We start from the raw sequence: 24,435 nt of genomic DNA, 5'->3' as shown, positions 1-24,435 counted from the left end.
ATGATGAATAGGTTATTTCGCGGTAAAGACCGCTGTGCAAAGCCGTTGATTTTATATCACTTATCAATATCGAGCAGTGGAATGAAAGGCCATAATCATCTTTAAAATTTGAAGGAGTAGGCAAAACTATTTTTTACTCAACAGTTTCGCCATCTCGTTTTTATAGGCTTGAGTAATTTTTTCCCAATTGTATTTTTCTGTTAATCCTAAGCTCACCTTGTCTTTTAATTCCTGGATTTTTTCAGGTTCAGACTCCATCTTTTCGAGCATGCAACCCACTGAGTCAGCATTCTCATCAAAGAAAAACCCATATTCACCGTTATTTAACATTTCACGGTTGAAAATGGTATCTAAGGCTAAAATAGCGCAGTGGTTAGACATTGCTTTTAGCATGGCCGGGTTTGTTCCCCCGTATTTGTGTCCGTGGATATAAGAAAAGGCATTTTGATAGAGTGCCATTAGTTCATCCTGGTCTTTAACATAGCCCAAAAATATGAGGCGTTCATTTTGAGTGGCCTTTAAATCAGAAGCGTATTTATCGGTATAAGGAACATCGCCAACAATAACCATTTTTTTGGTTGATTGAGATTCCAGGAAGCCTCTAATGATCAAATCAGCATTATTGTCTGGAACCAGGCGGCCTACGATAAGATAATAATCTTCTGCTTTGAGGCCGAAGCGATCGATTGAATTTAATGCAGCCTTTTTATAGTCCGGTGCGCCGTAAGCAATCACGGTAGAATCTTTATTGAATTCTTCTAGATAGACTTGTCTCATTCCTTCGGCATCGGTAATGATTTTGTCGTAAAGAATGGTAGCCGCTTTTGCTGCCCAGTAGAAATATTTTGCACCCAGGCCCTGCCATTTTGGTCTTAACCATTCCAGGCCATCTACATTAATCATGGTTTTTTTTCCGGTAATCTTTGGAATCCAACCCATAGGCCCAGCAGCAAGATTGACTACAAGCAATACATCTGCTTTGCTGAAAGTTGCATGTATAATTGAAAAAAAGGAATGGATGATTTGGTTTAAAGATTTTTGCGGAAGCGTTGGGATATAATGAAGGTATATTCCATTTACTTGCTTCGGAAAGGTATTAAAAAGATTTTTTTGACAGTAAATATGTACTTCAACATCCTGCTTGACCAATCTTTCGCTTAACTCTTTTACAAAGGTTTCAAAGCCTCCATACACGTAAGGATAACCCCTAGACCCTATAATTGCAATTCTCATTTATATATTTTGTAATGCAGGAATTATTTTCGTTAACCCTTCGAAATAATGCTGTTGGTTAAATAATTTCTCTGCATGTATTTTTGCATTTTTCGCGAATTTAGTAATTAAAGCATCATTGTAGAACAATGTATTGATTTTATTTGCTAAATCTAGCGCATTCGCGGGCTCAAACAGTAGCCCTGTTTCATTGTGAATTACGGTTTCAGGGATTGCACCAATGTTTGATCCAATTACAGGCTTACCCAATAACATGGCTTCGATAATGGTAAACCCCAAAACCTCATACCACTCAGATGGGCAGACTAAAAAAGAAGATTTTTTAAGTAGAGCCCAAACTTCTTCTTTGCTTTTTTTACCCAGAAACTCAACATTTATTAAGTTATTGTCTTGAGCAAATTGCGCTAGTTCATCTTCCTGAGTACCGTATCCGATGATTTTTAACGTTATTTCTGGGTGAGATTTCATCGCATTTAACAGCGTATGTACACCCTTTATTTTTTCCAGCCTCCCCACATAAATAATATATTTTTGGGCTGCTGCATCAGATAGATTCAGGTTAATCACTTCCGAAAAATCATATCCATGATACAGGTGGTGAAGCTTTTCTTTGAAGAAGTTAAATGACTTAAATTTCTCGTACGAGAATTTAGAAGGACAAATAAAATGATCTACATCTTTGTAATAGCCACGCAAATGATGTACATAATTCTCAACGGATGCGGCTATGCTGGGAAGTAAACTGTTTTTCTTACACTTTTTAATAACAGCGTGATAGAATTTGCCACCTTTGCAAGCTTCGCAAATTTTATCATTGCTTACAAACGTACTTTCAGGGCAAATCGGTGTGTAGTCATGTAGCGACCAAATGATGGGGATATTTCTTTTTTTTAAAGTTTTTAAGATGCTGGGCGTAAGGTAGTGATTGATCAGGTTAAGATGGGCAAGGCCGATATCTACCTCATCAAGCAGCTTTTCCAGGCATTGTTGTGCCTCTTTTGAATAAATACTATTCGATACAATTTTAAAACCTGCAGTCAGTTTTTTATCTGCGTTTAAGGCTTTATAATTAATATTGCTGATAAAATATTTTTGATAAACAGATGGAAAGTTGCGTTCATCCTGCATGGAAAAGGGAATAACCGTATGGCCATGATCTTCATAAATTTTGGTCACATTTTCTATGTACGTCCAATCTCCTCCGCTTGGAAACCAAGTCCAGTTTGCAACTAAAATATTCATTTATTTGATTGCTTTACTGCATATAAACGAATAATGCCACCTTTATTAAACATCGCTGAGAACAATTCGAGCAGTATAGCAAAGGGTAGAACAAGCAAAAGGCTAACCATCAACAACACTGTTTTTTGTTGTTTTAAATCAGCAATCAGGAAACCTTTGTATCCAAACCAGCTAAAAATAGTTTGCACCATTCCAACAATTCCGAGGTGCAGCGAGAAATAGGAGGTAGCTATTATTTTGCAATTATTCTCCTCTACAAGTTGCTGAATCCTTTTTGGTTTGAAGTGGCTTAAATGCCTCGGTACATCGAGATGCATCCATCTGTTTCCTGCCCATTTCGATTGCCAGCTATCAAAATTTGGAACTTCGATAACGAGTAAACCGTCATCTTTTAAATTTTCATTAACAAGATTGCTTAGAAAATTATTTGAAAGATGGATGTGCTCCAATACGTGAAACATGGTCAACACATCAAACTGTTTTCCAAAAACGGAACCAAATGTATAGTATTCTGTGTTAATGTCCAGGTCAAAATGTGTTTTTGCATAGTTCGCACGAGGCATAGAACTCTCAATGCCTTTTACAATGAAGCCCTTTTGCTTGGCGAAGTGCAAAAATAGTCCCTTTCCCGAGCCGAAATCTAATAAGCTTGCTGGATGGCTATGGACATGCTGTTTTATTTTGTGGAGAACCAGATTGTATTCGGCTTTCTGAATTTTAAAGAAAATACTTTCCTTGGTATCTCTTACCGTATAATCTTTCTCATCATAATAAGAGGAAATATCGATTTCATGATCAACATAGGTGTAATGATGAAGGCATTTGTCACATTCCCTGATCTCATATTCTTCACCTGAAATCGTTTTAACCTTAAATAGAATGGTATTTAATTGGGTTTTTTCGTTCAAACAAATGGGACAGGTAATGTTTATCATAATTTATCTCCAGTATATTTCTATATGGATTTTAGCGGGCAAAGTTAGCAAAAAATATGCTACTGAATACGTTCAAATTCCTGGAGTAAAGATTTGGCTGTTTTCTCCCAGGAAAATAGCTTTAAACGCTCCCTACCTTTGTTGATTAGCGTTGCTCTCAATGAGTCGTTGTTCAATGCCATTTCAATTTTAGCTGCTATATCGTCAATGGAAAACGGATCGAAGGTGAGCACGGCTTCGCCGCCAATTTCTGGCAGGGCGGTATTATCGGCTACAAGTACGGGCAAACTGTATTTGAAAGCTTCTAGTATCGGGATGCCAAAACCTTCGTTAGTAGATGGGAAAACGTATAGATGCGCATGTTGGTAGATTGCGGACAGTTCCTGGTCTGAAAGATATCCCGGGAAAATGATATCCTGCTCACATTGAGATTCAGCTAGCGCTTTGTTAATTTCCTCGCTATCATCACTAAACATTTTCTTCTCTATTTTTCCGGCTAAAACTAGCTTCAAATCGTCATTGCCTCTCTGTTTTACTTTTGCAAAGGCACGAATAAGGGCAGGAATGTTTTTTCGTTTATTCATTACCCCAACATGGAGAATATATTTTCCAAAATGATTTTTTGATGGAAAATCAACGAAAGTTCCAAGAGATTTCGGTCCTTCATAAATTACAGGCATTTTTTCTATTGCGATGTTGGTGTATTTATGGATTTGCTGTCTGGCGAACCTACTGGGTGTGATCACTAAAGGTGAGCACCTTGCTGCAGGTATTGCTGTTGCCAACGTAAGTTTAAGCCAAAGTTTGTTAAAATGTTCGGGGCTTTCAAAGAAAAATGCATCGTGAAAAACCGGAACGGTTTTATAGCCTAACTTTAACATTGGCACCACATTATCCGTACAGAAAAGTACATCAACACCTTTAAGCCAGGCTTTAATTGGCAAGCTTACTTGTTTCCAAAATTGATACCTCAAATGTCCGAGGAGTTTAAGCAGTTTATGGTTGCCCAGGTATGGAGGAAACAATGTATCAAAGAAGTAAAATTGATATCTCGGATTAGTGTTGTGCTTAAATATTTTGCACAATTCTTCGAGGTATGTTTTGGTGCCTGTTTGTGCAACCTGAAGATCTTTTACGTCAATTCCTATTTTTAATGGCTTAGGCATTGGCAGGTTCAATTTCTGTGGATTTATGTTCTATAACTGCAACTTTGGTAGAGATGACGCTTACAAATAAACCGGATAGAAACCAGGTAAAATAAGAAATGTAGGATGATGATTCTATTTCGGATGTTAGCGAAGGAACGATAAAGCCAATCTTAATTAATAATAAAGCAAGGCAGATTTTTTTCTCTTTGCCTTCCAGACGGTGAAACCATTTAATTCCTTCTTTTATAAAAGAGATATAGATAACGAGATATAGTAGAAGCGCCAAAATTCCGGCTTGAACACCAACAATGATGAATTGATTCTCGCCGCCAATGTTTTCTCCTAATGTGCCCCCAATCCTGCCTGATGAACCCAAACCCAGTCCGAGTGGGTTTGAAGCGATCGCTAAAGCACCCTGAATCCATTCCACCAAATGACCAACGCTAGAAGGATTACTGAAATTTAAGGTATTGATAATCACCATTTGAATACCATCATTCTGGTCTTGTTCTTTCGTTAATAAATAAGTGATGTAGATGGCAACTATTGCGGCTCCGGCGTGCACGGTGTTGGTGATAAATTTCCTTTTCGTGATTAATGAATAGGCATAAACTAAGATAAAGTAGCTGGCAAAGGCTGACCTTGAAAACGCGAAAATGATGGAAAATAATGTAGCGCCTAGCGCAATATATCCAAATTTATCGAGTTTTAAGGAGTAATTTTCGGCTGTGTAAAGCGCTGCAAGAACGGATAGCGCAATAATTGTAGCTGATGCAAATTCTAGGGGATTAGCAAAAAAACTGGCAAAACGTTTGTATCCACCCTCAGATTCAAATGTCCACGTTAAGCCAAAATTTCCACTTGGCTCGAGGTTAAAAAGGTAAAAGTTGTAATCAGCATAACCCGTACTCGTTTGTAAATGCTGGTCATTCAAAACTTCTGTGAACATTACCAATGCTGCTGCGATGGAAACCACCAATACATAGTGAAAGTATTTACTAATGTAGATCTCTTCTGATTTAAAAAGACGGCCACAGAAATATACCAGAACAAAGAACGATAAAGTTCTGCAAGCCATTATTCGATCTACCAAACCTTGTTCGCCAATTGGTAAAATGGCATACAGAATAGTATATCCGAAAAATCCGATAATCAGGTAATCGATATAATGAAATTTTATTTTTGTTTTTAATTTCCAGATACTAAAACTCAGTACCACTACAATCAAAATTTCTTTAAAAGACTGGAGGTAGATGATGATGTTCCGTAAACCAAGCATAAAGGTTACTGATAATACGGTTGTGTATATCGAGAGGCCGAAAATGAGAAAAAGCATAAAACCTTCCTTCTTTCCTCTAACAATGTCAGACATGGCCAGGGTAAAGGCAAATAAATACACAAGTGGAAATATGATCATCATGGCCAGATGGAACTTAAAGGTGTAAATAATCCCTCTTTTATTCCCTGGTAAAGATAGGCTGCTTTTTTCTTTCTTCCCCTAATAATAAAATAGCTATACAGCGATACGTAATAAAACGAATCTTTAATAAAAATGATCGGGATGAAAACGGGATTTCCATATCTCCTTACGAACCAGATCTTGTTTCTGCAAAGGTAATAATGGATAACCGGACTTAAAGAACCTTCGCTATTTTTACTTTTCTGCTGACCAGATACGCCTGCTTCATGATAGATTTTTGTACCTGGAAAATAGTATAAATCCCCTAAATTTTTCAAACGGAATGATAAATCTACATCTTCGTAATAGAGGAAAAACTTGCTATTCAATAAACCGGTTTTTTTAAGCGTTTCGTTTCTCATCAGCATGCAACAACCCGTTAACCAATCTACTCTTTCGGGAGATTTTAAACCTTGTCTTTTCTTGCTGTTTTTTGAATAAGTAAAACCGAAAATTTTGTTAAAAAATGAACCTCCATTCCAAAGTTTATCTTTTTGATATAAATAATAAATGGATGGTTGAACGGCGACGGTTTCTGGGTTGTTTTCTAAATGCGCTATTAGTGGGGAAAGAAAGTTTTCGTCAACTTCTGTATCGTTATTGAGTAGAAGCGAGTAGGTATAACCTTTTTCGATGCTGTATCGCAAGGCTGTATTATTTCCTTCTGCAAAACCTAAATTGGTTTTGTTATCGATAAAAATGTGATTCGGGAACTGTTGCTGTAGAATTGATAAAGAATTGTCACTAGAGCCATTATCAGCAATGATAATGTCGTAATCGCCTTCATCACAATATGCTGTAATGGAGGATACGCAGCTGATGGTATGTGCCGGGGTATTCCAATTCAGTATAATGATAGCTACAGGCTTATGCATTTTTGTTGGATGAACGTTTAATTACATAGTTATACATGATTAGTGCACTTCCATCGATTAGAAGCGTATAAGCACCAAACCACTTTTGCAACCCTTGTGTAACGAGAAACCAGGAAGTGAAAGCCGATATGCAGAACAATATGAGTGCAATCCTGAATATAGCTAAGGTGTTATTCTTGAGTAATAAATCGAGCACATTAAGCACGTTTAATGCAGCTAAAAATGGAACAAAGGCCATTACCCTCAAATACATGATGGCGTCCTGGTTTCGTTCGCCTGAAAGTAAGTGTACGAAAATTTCGGGCATGATGAACAATACTAACGATAAAGTTAAGAACATCAATGCGATTAACTTTCCCATTTTGGTTTTATAGACTTTCCATGAATGGATGTTTTCCTTATAAAGCTGAGCTGCTTTAGGATAAATGGCATTTGATACCGATATAATAAGAATCCTGGAAGAACCGATCACTTTGTCGCAAATGGAATATGCGCCCAACCACAGCGGGTTTCCCCATTTTGCCAGGGAGAAGATCATCAACGATTGCTGGAGATGGACAGAAATATTATTAACAGTAAGGAAAAAATTATCTTTTCCAATTTTTGATAATTCTTCTTTATTGGGTAAATGAAGGTTTAACTTATGTTTAATCATGGCATACATTAACAAAACTGCGTAAGCTAGCGTACTGGCTGCACCAATAATAAAATTTACCCATTCTGAATCTTCTGTTCCTTTAATAAAGGCCAGGACGGCCAAAATCACTAAAACCTTAGATATAAGGTTAGCTATATTGTAAATTTTTAACTTTTCAGTGCCCAGGAAAATAAACAATGGGTTTAAAACCTCGGCTAAAACTACAGGCGAGGATAAAAGAATAAATTGATAGTAACGGATGTTGGCCCATTGTAGAGAAAAAATAAGGATAAGGTAGAGGATGAATATAATTGTTCTTACCCAAAGTGTACTAGAAACCACCTGGCTTAATTTGGTATTTTCATTCACATACATGGCCACATCCCTCACGCCAGACTGGTTGGTGCCGTAATTAATTACAATTGATGATAAGCCAGAAAATGTATTTGCTAGGATAACCATGCCAAATGCTTCAATGCCAATTATTCTGGTGATGAGAGGATACATCAACAGTATGAGCAATATGTTAGAAATTTGAATACTGCTTAAATTAAAGAAATTGGAAACTATTTTAGTTTCCTTTAAACCATTTATAAAATTTGATAGAACTTGCTTCAAAACTTTTTGGAAGATGTTTGGCAAATTTATATAAATAAAATAGAACATGGCATTAAAAATGTTTTGCCAGAGGGCTAAGCTTGGCTTGTTTTTTGTTGTTAAGCTTACGAATTTGATGTCGTTTGACGGTTATCTTATCCAAACAACCAACAAATTATCTGTTAACTAAACAAGCTAACTATATTTGCCAAAATTTCTACCACATCAATGATTGAAAGTAATAGTACTTATTTTAAGACGATAAGTATCCTTATAGATCTTCTTCTAGTCAATTTAGCTGGCTATCTAGGATATGCAATTGCTTATGATACTTTCGGTATTGCTGATGGAAGGGGGATTAATTTTCTCCATATCCTGCTCATTAATTTTGTTTGGTTTAATGTTACTCAGATCACCAAAATTTATCAGGACATGTTTGTTAAGGATGCCATTCCTACCATCAAACAATCTTTGTGGAGCCTTGTTTTTTTAGGCGTTATCATCTTCGTTTTGGTTGTCTATCTTCGTGATTTTAACGTATCCAGCCGGTTAATAGTTTATGCAGGGCTTATTTTCGCCCCCTTGTTTCTGATAGGTAAAATTGTTTTTCTCCTTTTAAGGCGATCGAGCAGGGCAAAATTAATTAACTACAAAAAGGTGGTTATTGTTGGGGCCGGACCTTTAGGTTTGGACCTAAAAAATTATTTGGAAAAGCACACCCATTTAGGATATAAAGTGGTTGGCTTTTTTGACGATGCCCCAGAAAAGCAAAACCTTACCTATGTAATTGGAAAAGTGAATGAGTGCATCGACTATGTGAAAGATAGCAATATCAATGAAATTTATTGCGCTTTGCCAGATAGGGCATTGGCTAAAATCGATACGTTAATGCGTCAGGCAGATAAAGCACTTATACGTTTTAAGCTTGTGCCTGATGTAAAAGACTATTTCAAGAAAAACGTAATGGTTCAATTATATGGGCACTTACCTGTTTTAAGCCCGCGTACGGAGCCGCTAGAAATTCTAAGCAACCAGATTATTAAAAGGCTTTACGATGTCGTTTTCTCTCTGTTCATTATCATATTTGTAATGAGTTGGCTAGCCCCTGTTTTGGCTATTTTGATAAAAATGGAGTCGAAAGGCCCCGTTTTTTTTAGACAGCTTAGATCAGGTAAAGATAATCAACCCTTTTACTGCTTAAAATTTAGAAGCATGTATGTGAACAGCGACGCAGACTCAAAGCAAGCCAGTGCAAATGACGCTAGGGTTACCCGCTTAGGAGCCTTTATGCGAAGAAAAAGTATTGATGAGATGCCTCAGTTCTTTAACGTATTAATGGGCGAAATGTCTGTTGTTGGTCCTCGTCCACATATGCTTCAGCATACGGCAGAATACTCTGCACTCATTGATCAGTTTATGGTAAGACATTTTTTATTGCCGGGCATTACGGGTTGGGCGCAAGTGAATGGTTTTAGAGGGGAAACCCGTGAGGATGGCTCGATGGAAGAACGCGTAAAATCAGATATCTGGTATCTGGAAAACTGGTCGTTATTACTCGACCTTAAAATTACATTCCTAACTATTTGGCAGGTTATTTTCGGGCATAAAAATGCGAATTAGGTAAGTTTAAGCCACATTTGAATTATAAAAAGGAGCGAATCAAATAATTTTCCGTCCTTTGCAAAATCATTCAATTATAAATTTATGTTAATGAAGAAAATTTTTACCATCCTCCTATTAATATTTTTAGCTGGTCGAATTCAAGCCCAATCTCAATACCAACCTTATTCATATCAATTTTACCAAAAATTAAATAAAGAGGTATACAATACAGATACCCGCTTCCATAGCAGTTTAAAGCCTTTTTTTATTGATGACAGCTTGCTTCTTGCAAGAGGTGAACAACTTTTAAGTGTCGGCATAGATTCTTCTCGTCATTCATGGGTATCCCGAAAGTTATTCAATGAGCATTTATTTGATATTCGTAAACCAGAATTTACCGTGTATGCCGATTTTCTGCCTGATTTTCAAATAGGAAAGGATTTTTCTGGAAAGCAAAATTTATGGTTAAATACACGTGGTTATCAGGTTGGTGGAACAGTAGGTAAGAAATTTTCATTTTATACCAGCGGCTTTGAGAACCAGGGAAGGTTTGCTAAATATTATACAGATTACGCCCGATCTTTGAACGTTGTTCCTGGGCAGTCTTACAATAGAGATTATGGATCTAACGCAGGTAAAATGTCTCTTGATTGGTCGTACGTAACAGCCTTAATTTCATACACACCAATTAAGTATCTCAATATTACAGCAGGTTACGATAAAAACTTTATTGGAGATGGTTATCGCTCCATGTTATTATCAGATGTTTCTTCACCTTATCCATTTCTAAAGTTAACCGGAAATTTAGGTAATGTTCAATATATGGCATTGTGGGCTTCGATGCAAGATCCTTCCGTTCCAAAATTATCATACGAAGCAGGAAATCGTAAGAAGGGTGGAGTTTTTCATTACTTAGATTGGAATGTAAATAACCGATTATCTATTGGATTTTTCGATTCCATTATTTGGGGTCAAACTGATGATTTAGGAAATAAAAGAGGTTTTGATTGGGGTTATGCCAACCCGGTAATTTTCCTCCGCCCTGTAGAGGCTTCAAGTGGTTCTCCTGATAATTCCATGATAGGCCTAACAGCTAAATATAAATTTGCAAAAGAAGTTGTTGCATATGGTCAGTTCTCTTTAGATGAATTTGAAGCGAGCAATTTCTTTTCCAGTAATGGAAGTCCACGGAATAAATACGGATGGCAACTGGGGATAAGAGGTGCTGACATTTTTAAAATCGAAAATTTAAATTATTTGTTAGAGTACAATACTGCTAAACCTTATACCTATACCGGCCGTACCCAAATCGTTAATTATACCTCTTTCGCAGAGCCACTCGCTCATCGTTTAGGGGCAAACTTTAGAGAGTTATTAGGAATTGTTAACTACTCCTGGAAAAGATTTGATTTTACTGGCCAATTGCAATATGCAAAATATGGTTTGAGTTTGAATGGTCAGGATTATGGTCGGGATTTGAGTATTCCATATGCCGAAGCAATCAAACAAACGGGTAACTTTACTTCACAGGGATTACGTACAGATCTTTATTATGCCGAAGGAAGGGTAGCTTATATCATCAACCCAAAGTATAATCTACGCCTAGAGGTTGGGGGCATTTATAGAAACGAAAGTAATTCCTTAGCTAAAAACAATACTGGCTTAATCACTTTTGGATTAAGAAGTTCATTCAGAAATCTTTATACCGACTTTTAACATCGTTTTTACTAACATAAAAGAGCCCCATTTAATTTAGATTAGGTGGGGTTTTTGTTTTGATAGTGATTGATTCACCTGGTGTAGATTGTTATTAATTATAATATTCTCAAAGTTTGATAACAGGCATTGCCAAAACGAGGTGATGCCGCTCAACACAATTAAAGTTGGGTTTCTACCGTCACTTCTTTCTCAGCGCCTTCTAAAACCTAGTATTTAAGGGCTATTGATAGGCGCCATGCCTTTAGATAATTTTATGATTGTAATCTAGGTGAGCCTGGCATCACGTAATGCCCTATTATCTAACAAATTCAAGCAGAGGAAATAATGAAAATTGCTATAATTGGTACAAGAGGGATACCCGATTTTTATCGGGGATTTGAGAAGAGTGCTCAATTTATTGCGCTTGGTTTAGTGGAGGCAGGACATGAAGTTATCGTATTTAATTCGCATAATCATCCTCATCAGAAAGCAAGTTGGAAAGGTATCAATCTTGTTCCGGTTTATGATCCAGAATTTAAACTGGGAGCGATTGGTAACTTTATATATGATTACTATTGCTACAGGGGGTTAAGAACTCAACACTGTGATCTGGTTCTTCAATTTGGTGCAACATCTTCCATTTGGTCTTGGTTGGTTCCTAAGGATGTTTCCCTAATTTCCCATATATATTCTTTAGAATGGAAACGTAGCCGATATAGCATCCTCGCTGCAAAAGTTCTTCAGCTTGCTCAAAAATTAGCTGCTAATTATAGTGATTCAATAGTTTCAGATTCGCAAGACGTAAATGAGTATTTGAAAAGAAAGCACAATAAGCAGGTTAGATTTATTCCCCAAGGGGTAGAATCTTTCGAGCCGAAAAACCAAGAGCCATTAGGTGAATATGGATTAGTTCCGTTTGATTATCATATGTACATAGGCAGCCTGGAAGCAGATAGTTGTGCAGATATGATTTTGACTGGGGTAATTGATTCAAAAACCGAGAAGACATTTTTAGTTGTGGGCAACTGTTCCACGCGTTTTGGTAGGTATTTACAAGAAAAGCACCGCAATCATTTACATATTAAGTTCCTGGGCAGTATTTATGATGCAGATAAGCTCAATCATTTAAGGTACTACTCCAACCTCTATTTTTATGGTGATGCCGCTGATGGTTCCACTCATTTACTACTAGAAGCGATGGCTGCTAACTGTTTAGTGTCTGCTTATGATAGCCTATCCAGCCGTTATATATTAGGTGATGATGCTTTTTATTTTAGTAACGTAAATCAAATAGCAGACTTGCTGATTTCAACCAAAGATAAAGCGGAAGGTTATGCGGAATGGATCAGTAGAAATCAGGTTAAAATCACCGAAACTTATAATTGGAATGTTGTATTACATCAATATCTGGATCATATTGATGCCTTACAAAATGAAGATCAGCATGATCCTCAGCATTCACAAACGTACCTATATTCAAGATAAATGAGCATTACCAATAGCTATGTTTTCCAAGATTGGAATAGCAATCAATACAATGTTAAAGGCAGATTTGTGATGATTGCCTTTAGGTGTGCCTCATTTGTGAGTAAATATATTTTACTTAAAATTATATTTTGTTGGTATTTGCTCATCTATAAAGTTGTTATTGGATGGTTGCTAGGTGTTGAAATTGATCCAAAGGCGGCAATTGGAAAAAATTTTAAATTGGAATATGGTTTTGGTTCCGTAATTACTGGAACTGCCAGGATTGGTGATAATTGTACGATCAGACATCTTACTACGATAAGCAGTAAAAAAAAGGAAGATGGTTCGTTAGGACCATCACCGATAATTGGGAACAATGTTGATATAGGCGTTAATGCCAGTATAATAGGTGGCGTCCATATTGGTAATGATGTAATTATAGGCGCCGGTGCAGTGGTTACAAAAAATATAAAAAGTTATTGTGTAGTCGGAGGAAACCCAACTGTAGTGTTGAAAATGATCTATAAGTTTCCGCTTGATAAAGATCTGATAGAAGGAAACACCCTCGATATTTTTTAATATTTATCCCAAAGCCTGCCAAAAAAGGTTGGGTTTGCTTTCTTAATCTCCTGATAGAAATTATCCGAAATAGGCATATTTACTGTTACCTTACTTCCTTTGTAGTTCTCGATAGTCAAACTTCCATTTAGTCTTTTTACCCTAAGCCTGATATTAGATAAACCCATTCCAACGTTCCCGTTAGAAATAGGATCAAATCCTTTTCCATTATCCTTAATTATCAGCGTAATCATGTCCTCAGCTATCATTAATTCCAAAGAAACTTTGCTTGCGTTTGAATGTTTTAGGGTATTATGTGCTATTTCCTTTGCTAAAAGATAGAAATTTCTACGGCTTTCACTTTTTATTTTAAGGAAAGGAATGTGTTCTGGGAGTTTTGATTTAAAATTTATGTCTGAATGTTTAAATAATTTAGCTAACTGCTCATCAATATAGAAAATTACACTGTCAAATTGATCATTTTCAGTGCTAGTTGTCCAAATTATGTCATTTATTTTTACCGAAATGTCTTTAATCATCATATTAATCTCTTTTAATTCAGGGATTTCACTGTGATTTTTACTTAATAATTCTGAATATAATTTGATTGCCGAAAGGCCAGAGCCGAGTTCGTCGTGCAGTTCTTCGCTTATCCTTTGTCTTTCTAATTTAATTGCTTGACTCTGGGCTAAATACTCACTTTTGTATTTACGTAAAAATTTATTTTTTGGAAAAAAAATGAGTACTACGATTATTGAGACTAAGATAATCATGATAATCAATATCCAGATCAAATCTGGCTGGCCAATCAATAGATTGTAGTTAAGATAGCAGAATATAAAAAAGAAATTCATAATAATTCGTTCGTAAAGTAGGTTAAATAATACAAATATATACAATGATGATGGTTTTTTTCGTATTATAATTGTGATCTAAAACGTGGCATTCTATATCGGGGTTATGCATCAAAATTTTTGCTAACTACGTGATTAAAAAGGGCATACATTTTCTTTGTGTTTTAATACTGCGACTCTAACTTAGCAAAAATTTCGAGGAATGACTTTATCATCACTCAAAATGTATGTCCCTAACTTCTTGGGTTTATAAGTATTTAGCTTTTTCTACCCCTATTAGAAAAAGTTATTCTTAGCTCTTGAGGAAAGGTTGTTGTCAAACCATATTAATTACTAATCCCAGAATAATATGATTACTATCTCTATTTTAGAAGATCATGCGCAATACCGCAATTTGCTCGTTAAAGCAATCGAAAACAATAAAACTTTTGAAATAAAAGGTGTTTATTCAACCGCAGAAGATGCATTGAAGAAAATGCATCTTGATAAACCTGATGTTGCCCTTATAGATATCAAATTGAATAAAGAATCTGGTATTGAGTTTATAAATCAAGCAAAATCGAGCCTTTCTTTAACGCAGTTTTTAATGTGTACCAGCTATCAAAATGATGAAAACGTTTTTAACGCATTAAAAGCAGGAGCATCTGGTTATATTTTAAAAGGCTCAAGCATGGAAGAAATTTATAGTGCAATTACTGAACTTTATGAAGGCGGTGCTCCAATGAGTCCATATATTGCAAAACGAGTTATTGGCTTGTTAAATGGCAAACAAGCTAACCCGACCTCTTTTGGCTTATCAGAAAGAGAATTGGAAGTATTATCGTTATTAAGTAAAGGGATGCTTTACAAAGAAATTTCTGATCAACTGTGTATCAGTCCAAACACGGTAAAGAACCATTGTAAAAACATTTACAAAAGGTTGCATGTACAGAACAAAGTCGAAGCTTTAAATAAATTTAATCAATACAGTGTAAACTCCTCTCTGCCAAGATTTAGTTAAATAATAGTGTTTTAAGGGTGGCTTAAAGACAGGTGGCCCTTTTGGGCTATTGTTTACGAGTGTAGGATATCATTAATTTACATCAACAAAATTAGATTGCATTAACCTCATTTGAGATAGAAATTAATAAAACACACACCCGCTATGAAGAGCCGTCACGTTTTCTTGCTGATTACTTTACTGGTTATTTTAGATGCCTTAGCGATTAATTGTTCGTTTGCAGTTATTTATTTTTTCGGTTTTTTAAAGGGCGCTATAGATGGGGCGGCCAGGGTTTTAATTTCAATTAATATTTCTTATCTGATTGCGGCTTTAATTTGCGGAACATATACCTTTTCAAATGTTCAAAAACCAAATATTTTATATAAAAAGGGGATTTTTACTTTCGCAGTTTATATTGTCTTAACCCTTTTGCTTATTCAGCAACCTATTTTTGAATTAAACACTGCCGTGTCGTTATTCTATCTTTTTGCAGCGCAGTTGTTATTTCTCATCACCATTCGTTTAATGATCTACGTATCTGACCGGTACTTTTTGAAAATGGATTTGTTCAAAAGGAAAATTGCAATTATTGGAGATCATGAACTCGGTTACCGCCTGGAGCGGTTTTTTCTTAAAAATGAACTTACTGTAAATTTTGCCGGCTCATTTAGAGATTTAAATGCATTGGGTATTGTTGATGATCAGCCAGTAGATAACTTGCACAATTCAATAAAATACGCAATAGAAAATCAATTGGATGAAGTTTATACAACTGTGTTTCCGAAGCAAAGCCCTGCCTTAGACAAGGTATTAGCTTTGGCGGAACAAAATTGTGTTAGAATAAGATTTGTTACTTCATTTATGCACTACAAACGCGATCAGGAAGCTTTTAGTAGAGCAAATTATAAATTGACTAATTATTACGATGGAATCCCGATCCTGGTAAATAGAGTTGAACCATTAACTAAACTGAGAAATAGAATTATTAAAAGGGGCTTCGATATTTTCTTTAGCTTATCAGTTATTCTTTTTGTACTCTCGTGGCTGTTTCCAATTATCGTCTTACTCATTTTAATAGAATCCAAAGGAAATCCAATTTTTAGGCAATTGCGGTCTGGTAGAGATAATAAACCTTTCAATTGCTTCAAGTTTAGAAGTATGCGCCTTAATTCAAACAGTAATACCCAGCAGGCAACCAGAAATGACCCTAGAGTAACCCGAATAGGATCTTTTATGCGTAAAACCAGCATTGATGAACTACCACAGTTCTTTAATGTATTACTAGGGCAAATGAGTGTTGTTGGACCTCGGCCGCATATGCTTAAGCATACAGAAGAATACCGTCAAATCATTGATCAGTATATGGTGCGTCAATTTTTAAAACCAGGGATTACAGGGCAGGCTCAAGTGAACGGTTTCCGCGGCGAGACCAAAGAACATGGACAAATGGAAGGTCGTGTTAAACATGACATCTCCTATATGGAAAACTGGAATTTACTGCTTGATGTTAAAATCATATACAAGACAGTAACCAATGCTTTAGGTGGTGAAGAAAATGCTTTTTAAGCATATACTTATTAAAGTATTGAATTCATTTTCTTTACACCAACCTTCTTAAAAGAAACAAGCAGCTACTATTATATTTTCTTCCTGGCAAATTCTCCCTCAATTGCCATCTTACTAAAATAGGTTATACTTTTTCTTTGTAAGCCTTTCTGTTTGCCAGATTACTATTTCTCCTGTAGGTAAATTAATATTGAGCTAATTGTATAAGATTTTGTTCGGTAAGCTTAAGTATACTTAAGAATGCCTGCTTGTGTGAGTGACAGCTAAAAGGAGTTTTATTTAAAGATTCGCCTGGTTTTAATTCATCAGTTGTTCGGTTATAACGGTTACTTAAAATAGAGAAAATGATCTTCAAAATGGAACGTAACTCCGTGTCTAGCTACCTTAGCTCATTTACAAAAATGTAATTGTGCGATGATGGTAATTAAAGAGCACATAATTAATGGGATAAAGCCTGAGGTGAGCGGAAAAAATGTTTAACCTTTTGATAATCGTATTTTTGAGTCCATTCCTTAGTCTCATTAAACAAAAAAGGTGAGAGACAGGAACCACTAAATCTATAGTAATAGGTATTCCGCTTAGTGCGTTTTATAAAAAAAACAGCCAGGTAAAATCTACCTGGCTGCTCTTGTGTAAAAGTTACTGAAGCCTTTATACTTTCTCCCTGCTATAAATTAGTGCTTAAATGGTAGCAGAGGTAAGTGCTTCACTAGCTTCATCAATAGTATCTCCCATTTTAAAATACTCATTCTGCTCTTTTCTTAATCTATCAATCAATCTACCTTCGGGAAGGATTACGTCATCATAGGTTAACACCTGATCTTTCTGGATATTGTGTTTCAGGATACAGTTTTCTGCAACTCCAATAGGCAATAAATTTTCGGCATAGGTAAGATCAGCGTTTTCGCAAAGACCATAAGTCATATATTCACCAATTCCGTCTAATACTTCGCCAGCTTTTAAATCGATCTTCGCTGCGGTAACTACTTCAACATAAGGTTTATCTAAAGGGGTAAGTGCCGCATCTTTAAACAAAACTGCCCTTGCTACTGTTTGAGGTACTTCAAAATGACAAAGGTGATACGGTGTATAAAATAAATAAAGTGGTCCTTCGCCAAGTTTATAAAGATTTAAGTAATGTTGCTGAATAGGATCATCATGTGTTCCTAAAACAAAAACACCAGGCGAAGGTTCGGCGCCAACAATGTAATCTACTATACCCGGTCCTTCAGTAAGTTCTTCTAGTGGATATTGATCAAGTACATCTTTTAAATGTGTGCCTGATGGAACAGTTGGGCCAATCATTCCTCTTTTAGAAACCCGCATACCGGTTCCATTTGCAACAATGGCTTGTTCAAAAGATATTTTGCTACCGTCAGCAAAGGAAGTTACCATCACTGGATTTTGTCCCCACTTTTCGGCGAAGCCTTTTTGCGTAGTAGGATTGCGATAGGGGTCATGTAAGCCTTTAATGTTGCCAATTAGTACAGGTTTTACACCCATGGTTTTTACAAAGCGATACAAATTCATCATTACTCCTGGCTGGTCTCCATCAGCATTGGTAATTACTACACCTGCCTTATCAGCATAAACTTTCAGAATAGGACCTACTGTTCCATCCAATTCTGCATCCATCAATATCACATGCTTTTTGTTTTCAATTGCACAAAGCGTTACCGTGGCAGCATATTCTACCGCTCCCGTAACTTCTATAATTGCATCGATACCCGCTGCTTTACAAAGTATTGTTGGGTCTGATGTTACACTATATAAGCCATTCAGTATATTCCTATCCAGTTCTGCTGCATCGCTCACTTCCAGGCTTTCTTCAATTCCGGCCTGGTTGTAGGCAAACTTTGCCTTATCGAGGCTTCGGTTTGCAATGGCTACCAACTCCATGCCTTGTACGTATTTGCAAATTTGCAATGCAATACCTCTACCCATAAAACCAGCCCCTACCAGCCCTACTTTAATGGGTTTATTTTGTGCCTGTAATTTAGCCAGGGCATTATCAACTATAATCATAAGGATTAGATTTTAAATAGATTCGTGATTAGATTCATTAACGCCCTCATTTATTAAGGCGTGTGCCTGATCTTTTGCGGAGATTACAACAGGTTCTATCGGCCATTTGATAGTGAACGAAGGATCATCCCAACGAAAGCATTGTTCAAATCCAGGCGTGTAAAATGCTGTCACCTGATAAGTTACATCCGTATTGTCTTCTAGCGTTATAAAACCATGGGCAAAACCTTCAGGAACATACAACATCTTATAGTTGTCTGCTGTAAGTTCTACTCCAATCCATTGTTTAAAGGTTTCAGAGTCTTCTCTCATATCCACAATCACATCATATATAGACCCTCTTGTACAACGAACAAGCTTCGTTTCTTCAAAGGGTGCTTTTTGCATATGCATACCTCTAAGCGTTCCTTTTTTTATGTTGAAGCTGATATTGTTTTGAACAGCGTTAGTATTCAAGTTAAACTCTTTAAACTCGTCGCTGCAGTATGATCTGGAAAAGAAACCACGTTCATCAACCATTGGCTTAATATCAATAACGTAAGCCCCTTTTAATTTTGTTTCTGTGAAGTTCATTTTTGTTGTTGTTAAAAGGTTAAAGTTGGTTGCTTTTGTTTGGAGGAAACCGATTTAAACTTCCATTCCAGATCTTCATTAAGAAGATTTTTTTCCTGCAAGTCATTAAGGATTCTTAACCGCATATATGGTGAGTTATGGAAGTTTATGTTGTCAAACTCCATTGCATTAAGCCCATTGTAAAGCTCTTCGATAGTATCGTTTAGATTACATAAGGGCTGTGCCTCTGGTGCGAGTTGTTCGAAAAGTGAGAAATCTACTTTATAAGATCGCTCATCAGGGGTAGCATTTTTGTTTAAATCAATCTGTACTCCTGGAATAGCATGTGCAACAGCTTTTGCTAAATCAATTACCTGATAGTTCCATCTGCTGCTTCCCGCATTAACCGCTAAAAATTCACCACCGGCATTATTGTCTCTGGTTATTGCCCAGTTTATCGCCCTGGCCATATCTTTAATGTGAATTAATGGGCGCCACGGACTTCCATCGCTAAGAATTTTGATTTTTCCACTACTTACCGCACCTGCTACGAAATCATTTAAAACTAAATCTAGTCTTAGCCTCGGGCTCATGCCGCAGGCAGTAGCAAACCTTAGACAGGTAATAGAGAAAGTACTTGAAGCAAGCGATTCCAAATCACGCTCTGCATAAACTTTTGATTTTGCGTAAGCGGTAAGTGGGTTTAGTTGCGAAAGTTCGGTTTTTGCAGGTCCATCTGCTTTTCCATACATGCTGCAGCTTGATGCAAATACGAAAGCACTTGCGCCCGCAGATTTTGCTAAACTTGCAATGTATATGGCCGACTTGAAGTTGATGTCGTAGGTTACATTTTCATAACGGTTACCCATGGCATCATTTGATATTGCAGCCAAATAAATTACTTTATCAACTCCCTCCAAAAGCGCTAAATCTACAGATCTCACATCGCCAAAAATTTGTTGGTCTAATTGATTTTCAGGTAGATAGGATGCGTAGGTAAGTGAGGAAGAAAAATACCCCATATCATAACCAATTAAAGTGGCATCTGGGTAATTTTTGCGCAACAGCGCAACTACTTCCGGGCCAATGTAGCCCATGTTTCCGGTAATAAGTATTTTCATCTGGAATTAATTGATTTTGTGGTGATGAAACCCTCCCCGCTAAAGGCAGGTATCAGATTTTAACATCCCAAGTTTTGGTTTGAAAAAGCTTAAGGGTTTCCTACTATAATAATTATGGATTTTTTAAACGGCCGCTATCTTAGCTACTGCTATATTATGTAACAGCGATTCCCAGTGCCAAGGTGCTTTCCCTTGTTGCCATAATTCTTCCAATACGGTTTTATCGCGAAGAGTATCCATGGGCTGCCAAAAGCCGGTATGTTTGTAGGCACTTAACTGGCCGTCTTTGGCAAGATTTTCCATTGCCTCTTTTTCCCATACAGAATCATCGCTTTCAATGTAATCGAAGATCTCCGGTTCCAAAACAAAAAAACCGCCGTTTATCCAAGGCATTTCAGAACCATCAGGTTTTTCCTGAAACGAATTCACCAAGTTTTCTCCTTCTCCAAGATTAAAAACTCCAAATCTGCCCGGTTGTTGGACAGCTGTTAAAGTGGCATATTTACCATTTAGCTTGTGGGAGTTAATGGCTTGCGTAATATCCACGTCACTTAAGCCGTCTCCATAAGTCATGCAGAAAGTTTCATTTTCAAGGTACTTTTGTACTCTCTTTAATCTTCCACCTGTCATTGTATTATGGCCGGTATCTACTAATGTGATTTTCCAGGGTTCAGTTTCATTCTTATGAATTTCCATGGTGTTGGTTTTCATATTGAAAGTGACATCCGAGTTATTAAGGCAATAATTAGCGAAATACTCTTTTATTACATAACCCTTGTATCCACAACAAACAATAAAATCATTTATGCCATAGCATGAGTAAATCTTCATGATATGCCAAAGAACAGGTTTGCCGCCAATTTCTACCATAGGTTTGGGTCTCACACCGCTTTCTTCGCTGATACGGGTTCCTAGCCCGCCAGCCATAATAACTGCTTTCATAATATTTAATTCTTCTTAGTTCTGGTTTGGCTCAATTTCAAGACAGCTCAACCGTTTATCGATTAGTGATTAATACTATTGATGCTACTTTATTTAACGCAACGGACCTAGGTATTAACTAATAAAAAAGACAGTTTTATGCTTTACATAAGTAGATAGGCTATTTTCTTGATTTTGAGAGCTTATCACTAAATTATTTGATATCAGGGGGCTAAACAATAGCCCTTTAATACTACATTGAGGAGATTAAGAAGTGGTTATTGCCGAAATGTTTTCATTCAGCAGAAGCTTCGAAGAAAGTTTATTTACAAGCAAATGGTTAATGCCGAAAACAGATGGTGGCCTGTAATATGGCTAAGGATGAACGATACTAAAGGTAGAATAAAAATGGGTGCGCTTAATGTTATTGTGGTGCAGATTTTAGAAATGCGGATTAGGATACTGCCTTAATTGGTTGAGGTGTGATCATTTCCCGTTTAGTAACCGTATATAAACAGTTTGCCACGTTGTAAGTCAGCAAGTTTAAATTGCATTTTTCATCAATAAATTTCCTTGCTTTTAGGCCCATTTCTACTGCCTCATCTGGATGATCTGTAATATATTGAATCGCCGATCTCCAGGCTTCTGCATCTCCATAAGGTACTTTAATTCCAAAACCTTCTTTCTCCACATCAAAAGGAAAGTAAGGATTATCGGACGTAATAAGAGCGGTTTTAAGCGCCATTGCTTCTAATAGCGAGGTTAGGCCAACAGTATAGTTATGCTCATTGCATGATACCACTGCGCAAATACTTTTATAAACCTCATTAGCCAAAAACTTATTGGTGTTTTTATTTTCAACTATTTTCACCATAACGTTTTCATGCCTATCAGCATATCCCATCAATAGTTTTTCATTGTTCATGGAACCATGAACTTTGGTAGTATATATTTTGAGAGTGCTTCTAGGAGCGCTTGAAAATGCCTTTATAAGCGTTGGGAAATCACGATTTTCTCTTCCAGTTGAACAAAAATTATTGCTGGTTTCCTTTTTGTTGCCATTAATAATGCCATCAAAATACTCAGTATCCGGACCCCACTGCATTTGAATCAGTTTGTCAGAAGTTGTAAGTTTAGTGGCCAATGTTTCCTCGATATGTTTATTGGTAAACATGATCATCTTATCAAGGCCATTGTAGTAAAGTTTAAGTAATTTATTTATAAACTCATTTTGTGATGATTTTACTGCCCGGTGTTGCCAGATGACGATCGGTTTCCGAAATAAACCAATGCTTCTCAGTAAAATTAAAAGTTCCAATCCGTAAGGTGTACTCCCGTAAATTAAATCGAAGGATTCACTGTGAAAAATGATTTCGAAAGCTACTTTTAATGCCAGTAATATTCGATTGCCTAAATATGAGTTTTCTATATAAGAAACTTTGATTCCAAATTGATCCAAGCCCAAAACTCCGTTGAAAAAGTGCCCAGGTAAAGCATTTGCTTCAGTGCTTTTTAGAAAACGGTGATAATATAAAATTTTCATAACAATAGGAAGTATTTGTACTGATTTTTTGGTGCTTGCTAAATCTGACTATGCTATTAATAGTAGGTTAGAATAAATGGTGAATGTAAATGCATTGGGTTAGGGAATTTTGGTGATAAAGAGAAATGAGCGGCTGCGTTAAAATGTTGCTTGATAATTATTACTTTATTCTTGTTTGTACACTACTAATGTATTATTCATACTTAGGTTTTACACACCGCAAATATATATTAATGGTGTAATGCATGCAAGCGTTCATGGTCATTTCACCAGAGCTATATTTAAAATTAACGATTTATGAGTAGGTACGCATAGCTCAAATTTATAGATCAATATTTCTATTTTGTTTAAATTTAGAGCTTACTTCCTCTTCTGATATTAAGATTTTCTCCATATTTCAAACTATTGTTAATCAATCGTTTATGTGTTTTTACGCTAAGACGATTAAGGTTTTGAATCAAGCTTTCGAAAATAATAATCAGTCAAACACTACTCTTCTAATGCCGTTTTAATGTTGTTGTCCTTGTAGTTTTAATTATACTTTTAGTGAGGCAATTTAAAGCATAGCCCTATAAGGCTATTGATAAAAGTGCGCTAAAATGTGACTTTCGTATCGGTGATTTGTTTAAAGCCAAATCATTTGATACACCTTAACTCCTAATTATGAAAAAGTATTATTTCCCCTTAATCGCATCTTTGCTATTGCTTATCAGCTCATGTGGTTCTTATAAAAATATCCCTTATTATCAGGACCTTAATCGAAGTGCTCCAACTGAAGAACAAGTTAAGAACTATTCTCCTTTAACCATCCGTCCTAACGATATTTTAGCAATTAAAGTAAGTAGCAGAACGCCGGAATCATCATCCATATTCAGTTATGAGCCCAACAATCAGCAAAATGCTATTCCTGGATATCAGGTTGATACAAAGGGAAATGTACACTTACCGGTAATTGGCAGCATAAAGGCAGAAGGTTTAACTACTACTGAACTTCAAGAAAAAATGAATGTCATGCTTTTAAAGTTTTACAACGACCCTGTTGTTAACGTTCGTATTTTAAACTTCAAGGTAAGTGTGTATGGAGATGTGGAACGCCCAAATGTTTATACGCTTCAAAATGAGCGAACTACTATTACTCAAGCCTTGAGTTTAGCAGGTGATTTAAACATTACCGCCATGAGAAAAAGTGTTATACTGGTGAGAGAAGAAGATGGCAAAAGACAGTTTATTCCGATAGACCTCACCTCAAAAAAAATATTCGAATCACCCTATTATTATGTGCGTAACAACGATGAAATATATGTGCAGCCAGATAGAACAAAATACGCAACTGTAGATCGTGGTTATAGAACAGCTACACTTGTATTGTCTGGCTTATCTATCATCGCAATAGTTCTTTCAAACATTTACAGGTAATTTT

General features: G+C 36.3%; 20 protein-coding genes. 7 read left to right on the top strand and 13 right to left on the bottom strand.

The window, feature by feature from the left end; all coding sequences use genetic code 11:
- Nucleotides 1-126: 126 nt before the first annotated feature.
- From ACZZZK_RS11795 to ACZZZK_RS11765, 7 genes are read right to left on the bottom strand one after another with little or no spacing between them, the layout of a single operon-like run.
- On the bottom strand, nt 127-1,233 hold the full coding sequence (locus tag ACZZZK_RS11795; RefSeq protein ID WP_463484303.1) for a DUF1972 domain-containing protein: 1,107 nt from the start codon (nt 1,231-1,233) through the stop codon (nt 127-129).
- A complete protein-coding gene (locus tag ACZZZK_RS11790; protein ID WP_463484302.1) occupies nt 1,234-2,475 on the bottom strand; it encodes a glycosyltransferase family 4 protein in 1,242 nt (413 codons plus the stop codon).
- On the bottom strand, nt 2,472-3,410 hold the full coding sequence (locus ACZZZK_RS11785) for a class I SAM-dependent methyltransferase (protein ID WP_463484301.1): 939 nt from the start codon (nt 3,408-3,410) through the stop codon (nt 2,472-2,474). The genes ACZZZK_RS11790 and ACZZZK_RS11785 overlap by 4 nt, the downstream gene beginning before the upstream one ends.
- 59 nt (nt 3,411-3,469) lie before the next feature.
- Nucleotides 3,470-4,576 carry a glycosyltransferase family 4 protein gene (locus tag ACZZZK_RS11780; protein ID WP_463484300.1) on the bottom strand — a complete coding sequence of 369 codons (1,107 nt, stop codon included), beginning with the start codon at nt 4,574-4,576 and terminating at the stop codon, nt 3,470-3,472.
- Nucleotides 4,569-5,978 (bottom strand): O-antigen ligase family protein, encoded by a 1,410-nt coding sequence (locus tag ACZZZK_RS11775; RefSeq protein WP_463484299.1) that lies wholly within the window; start codon nt 5,976-5,978, stop codon nt 4,569-4,571. Before ACZZZK_RS11775 ends, ACZZZK_RS11780 begins: the two co-directional genes overlap by 8 nt.
- Nucleotides 5,975-6,892, bottom strand: a complete 918-nt coding sequence (locus ACZZZK_RS11770) for a glycosyltransferase family 2 protein (RefSeq protein ID WP_463484298.1) — start codon at nt 6,890-6,892, stop codon at nt 5,975-5,977. Before ACZZZK_RS11770 ends, ACZZZK_RS11775 begins: the two co-directional genes overlap by 4 nt.
- On the bottom strand, nt 6,885-8,195 hold the full coding sequence (locus ACZZZK_RS11765) for an oligosaccharide flippase family protein (protein ID WP_463484297.1): 1,311 nt from the start codon (nt 8,193-8,195) through the stop codon (nt 6,885-6,887). Before ACZZZK_RS11765 ends, ACZZZK_RS11770 begins: the two co-directional genes overlap by 8 nt.
- Nucleotides 8,196-8,354: 159 nt before the next feature.
- On the opposite strand from ACZZZK_RS11765, the gene ACZZZK_RS11760 reads away from it, so the two are divergent.
- The 4 genes from ACZZZK_RS11760 to ACZZZK_RS11745 all read left to right on the top strand — a co-directional run bounded on the left by ACZZZK_RS11760 (nt 8,355) and on the right by ACZZZK_RS11745 (nt 13,472).
- Nucleotides 8,355-9,746 (top strand): undecaprenyl-phosphate glucose phosphotransferase, encoded by a 1,392-nt coding sequence (locus ACZZZK_RS11760; RefSeq protein WP_463484296.1) that lies wholly within the window; start codon nt 8,355-8,357, stop codon nt 9,744-9,746.
- A 90-nt stretch (nt 9,747-9,836) separates the two neighbouring features.
- On the top strand, nt 9,837-11,444 hold the full coding sequence (locus ACZZZK_RS11755; protein WP_463484295.1) for a gliding motility protein RemB: 1,608 nt from the start codon (nt 9,837-9,839) through the stop codon (nt 11,442-11,444).
- 327 nt (nt 11,445-11,771) lie between these two features.
- Nucleotides 11,772-12,911: a glycosyltransferase gene (locus ACZZZK_RS11750; protein WP_463484294.1), complete on the top strand. Its 1,140-nt coding sequence runs from the start codon at nt 11,772-11,774 to the stop codon at nt 12,909-12,911.
- A complete protein-coding gene (locus ACZZZK_RS11745; protein WP_463484293.1) occupies nt 12,912-13,472 on the top strand; it encodes a serine acetyltransferase in 561 nt (186 codons plus the stop codon).
- Here the strand turns inward: ACZZZK_RS11745 and ACZZZK_RS11740 are convergent.
- Nucleotides 13,469-14,224, bottom strand: coding sequence for a sensor histidine kinase (locus tag ACZZZK_RS11740; protein ID WP_463484292.1), 756 nt, complete (start codon nt 14,222-14,224; stop codon nt 13,469-13,471). The genes ACZZZK_RS11745 and ACZZZK_RS11740 overlap by 4 nt on opposite strands.
- Before the next feature lie 430 nt (nt 14,225-14,654).
- Between ACZZZK_RS11740 and ACZZZK_RS11735 the strand changes: the two genes are divergently transcribed.
- A complete protein-coding gene (locus ACZZZK_RS11735) occupies nt 14,655-15,305 on the top strand; it encodes a response regulator transcription factor (RefSeq protein WP_463484291.1) in 651 nt (216 codons plus the stop codon).
- Nucleotides 15,306-15,449: 144 nt separating this feature from the next.
- Nucleotides 15,450-16,853, top strand: a complete 1,404-nt coding sequence (locus tag ACZZZK_RS11730) for an exopolysaccharide biosynthesis polyprenyl glycosylphosphotransferase (RefSeq protein WP_463484290.1) — start codon at nt 15,450-15,452, stop codon at nt 16,851-16,853.
- A 681-nt stretch (nt 16,854-17,534) separates the two neighbouring features.
- Here ACZZZK_RS11730 and ACZZZK_RS11725 read toward each other — a convergent pair.
- From ACZZZK_RS11725 to ACZZZK_RS11705, 5 genes are all read right to left on the bottom strand, one after another.
- Entirely contained in the window at nt 17,535-18,878 is a 1,344-nt protein-coding gene (locus ACZZZK_RS11725; protein WP_463484289.1) for an NAD(P)H-dependent oxidoreductase, read from the bottom strand.
- 12 nt (nt 18,879-18,890) lie between these two features.
- Nucleotides 18,891-19,451 carry a dTDP-4-dehydrorhamnose 3,5-epimerase gene (gene rfbC, locus ACZZZK_RS11720; protein ID WP_463484288.1) on the bottom strand — a complete coding sequence of 187 codons (561 nt, stop codon included), beginning with the start codon at nt 19,449-19,451 and terminating at the stop codon, nt 18,891-18,893.
- 11 nt (nt 19,452-19,462) lie between these two features.
- The gene (locus ACZZZK_RS11715) at nt 19,463-20,551 is read right to left on the bottom strand and encodes an NAD-dependent epimerase/dehydratase family protein (protein ID WP_463484287.1); all 1,089 of its coding nucleotides are present in this window, start codon (nt 20,549-20,551) and stop codon (nt 19,463-19,465) included.
- A 123-nt stretch (nt 20,552-20,674) separates the two neighbouring features.
- On the bottom strand, nt 20,675-21,493 hold the full coding sequence (gene rfbF / locus ACZZZK_RS11710; protein ID WP_463484286.1) for a glucose-1-phosphate cytidylyltransferase: 819 nt from the start codon (nt 21,491-21,493) through the stop codon (nt 20,675-20,677).
- A 433-nt stretch (nt 21,494-21,926) separates the two neighbouring features.
- Nucleotides 21,927-23,015 carry a glycosyltransferase gene (locus ACZZZK_RS11705; RefSeq protein ID WP_463484285.1) on the bottom strand — a complete coding sequence of 363 codons (1,089 nt, stop codon included), beginning with the start codon at nt 23,013-23,015 and terminating at the stop codon, nt 21,927-21,929.
- Nucleotides 23,016-23,678: 663 nt separating this feature from the next.
- Between ACZZZK_RS11705 and ACZZZK_RS11700 the strand changes: the two genes are divergently transcribed.
- Nucleotides 23,679-24,431 carry a polysaccharide biosynthesis/export family protein gene (locus ACZZZK_RS11700; RefSeq protein ID WP_463484284.1) on the top strand — a complete coding sequence of 251 codons (753 nt, stop codon included), beginning with the start codon at nt 23,679-23,681 and terminating at the stop codon, nt 24,429-24,431.
- Nucleotides 24,432-24,435: the final 4 nt, after the last annotated feature.

Source organism: Pedobacter sp. AC163 (assembly GCF_979258665.1).
The sequence above is the reverse complement of the archived record's forward strand: the minus strand, read 5'-3'. Positions and strand labels throughout refer to the sequence as shown.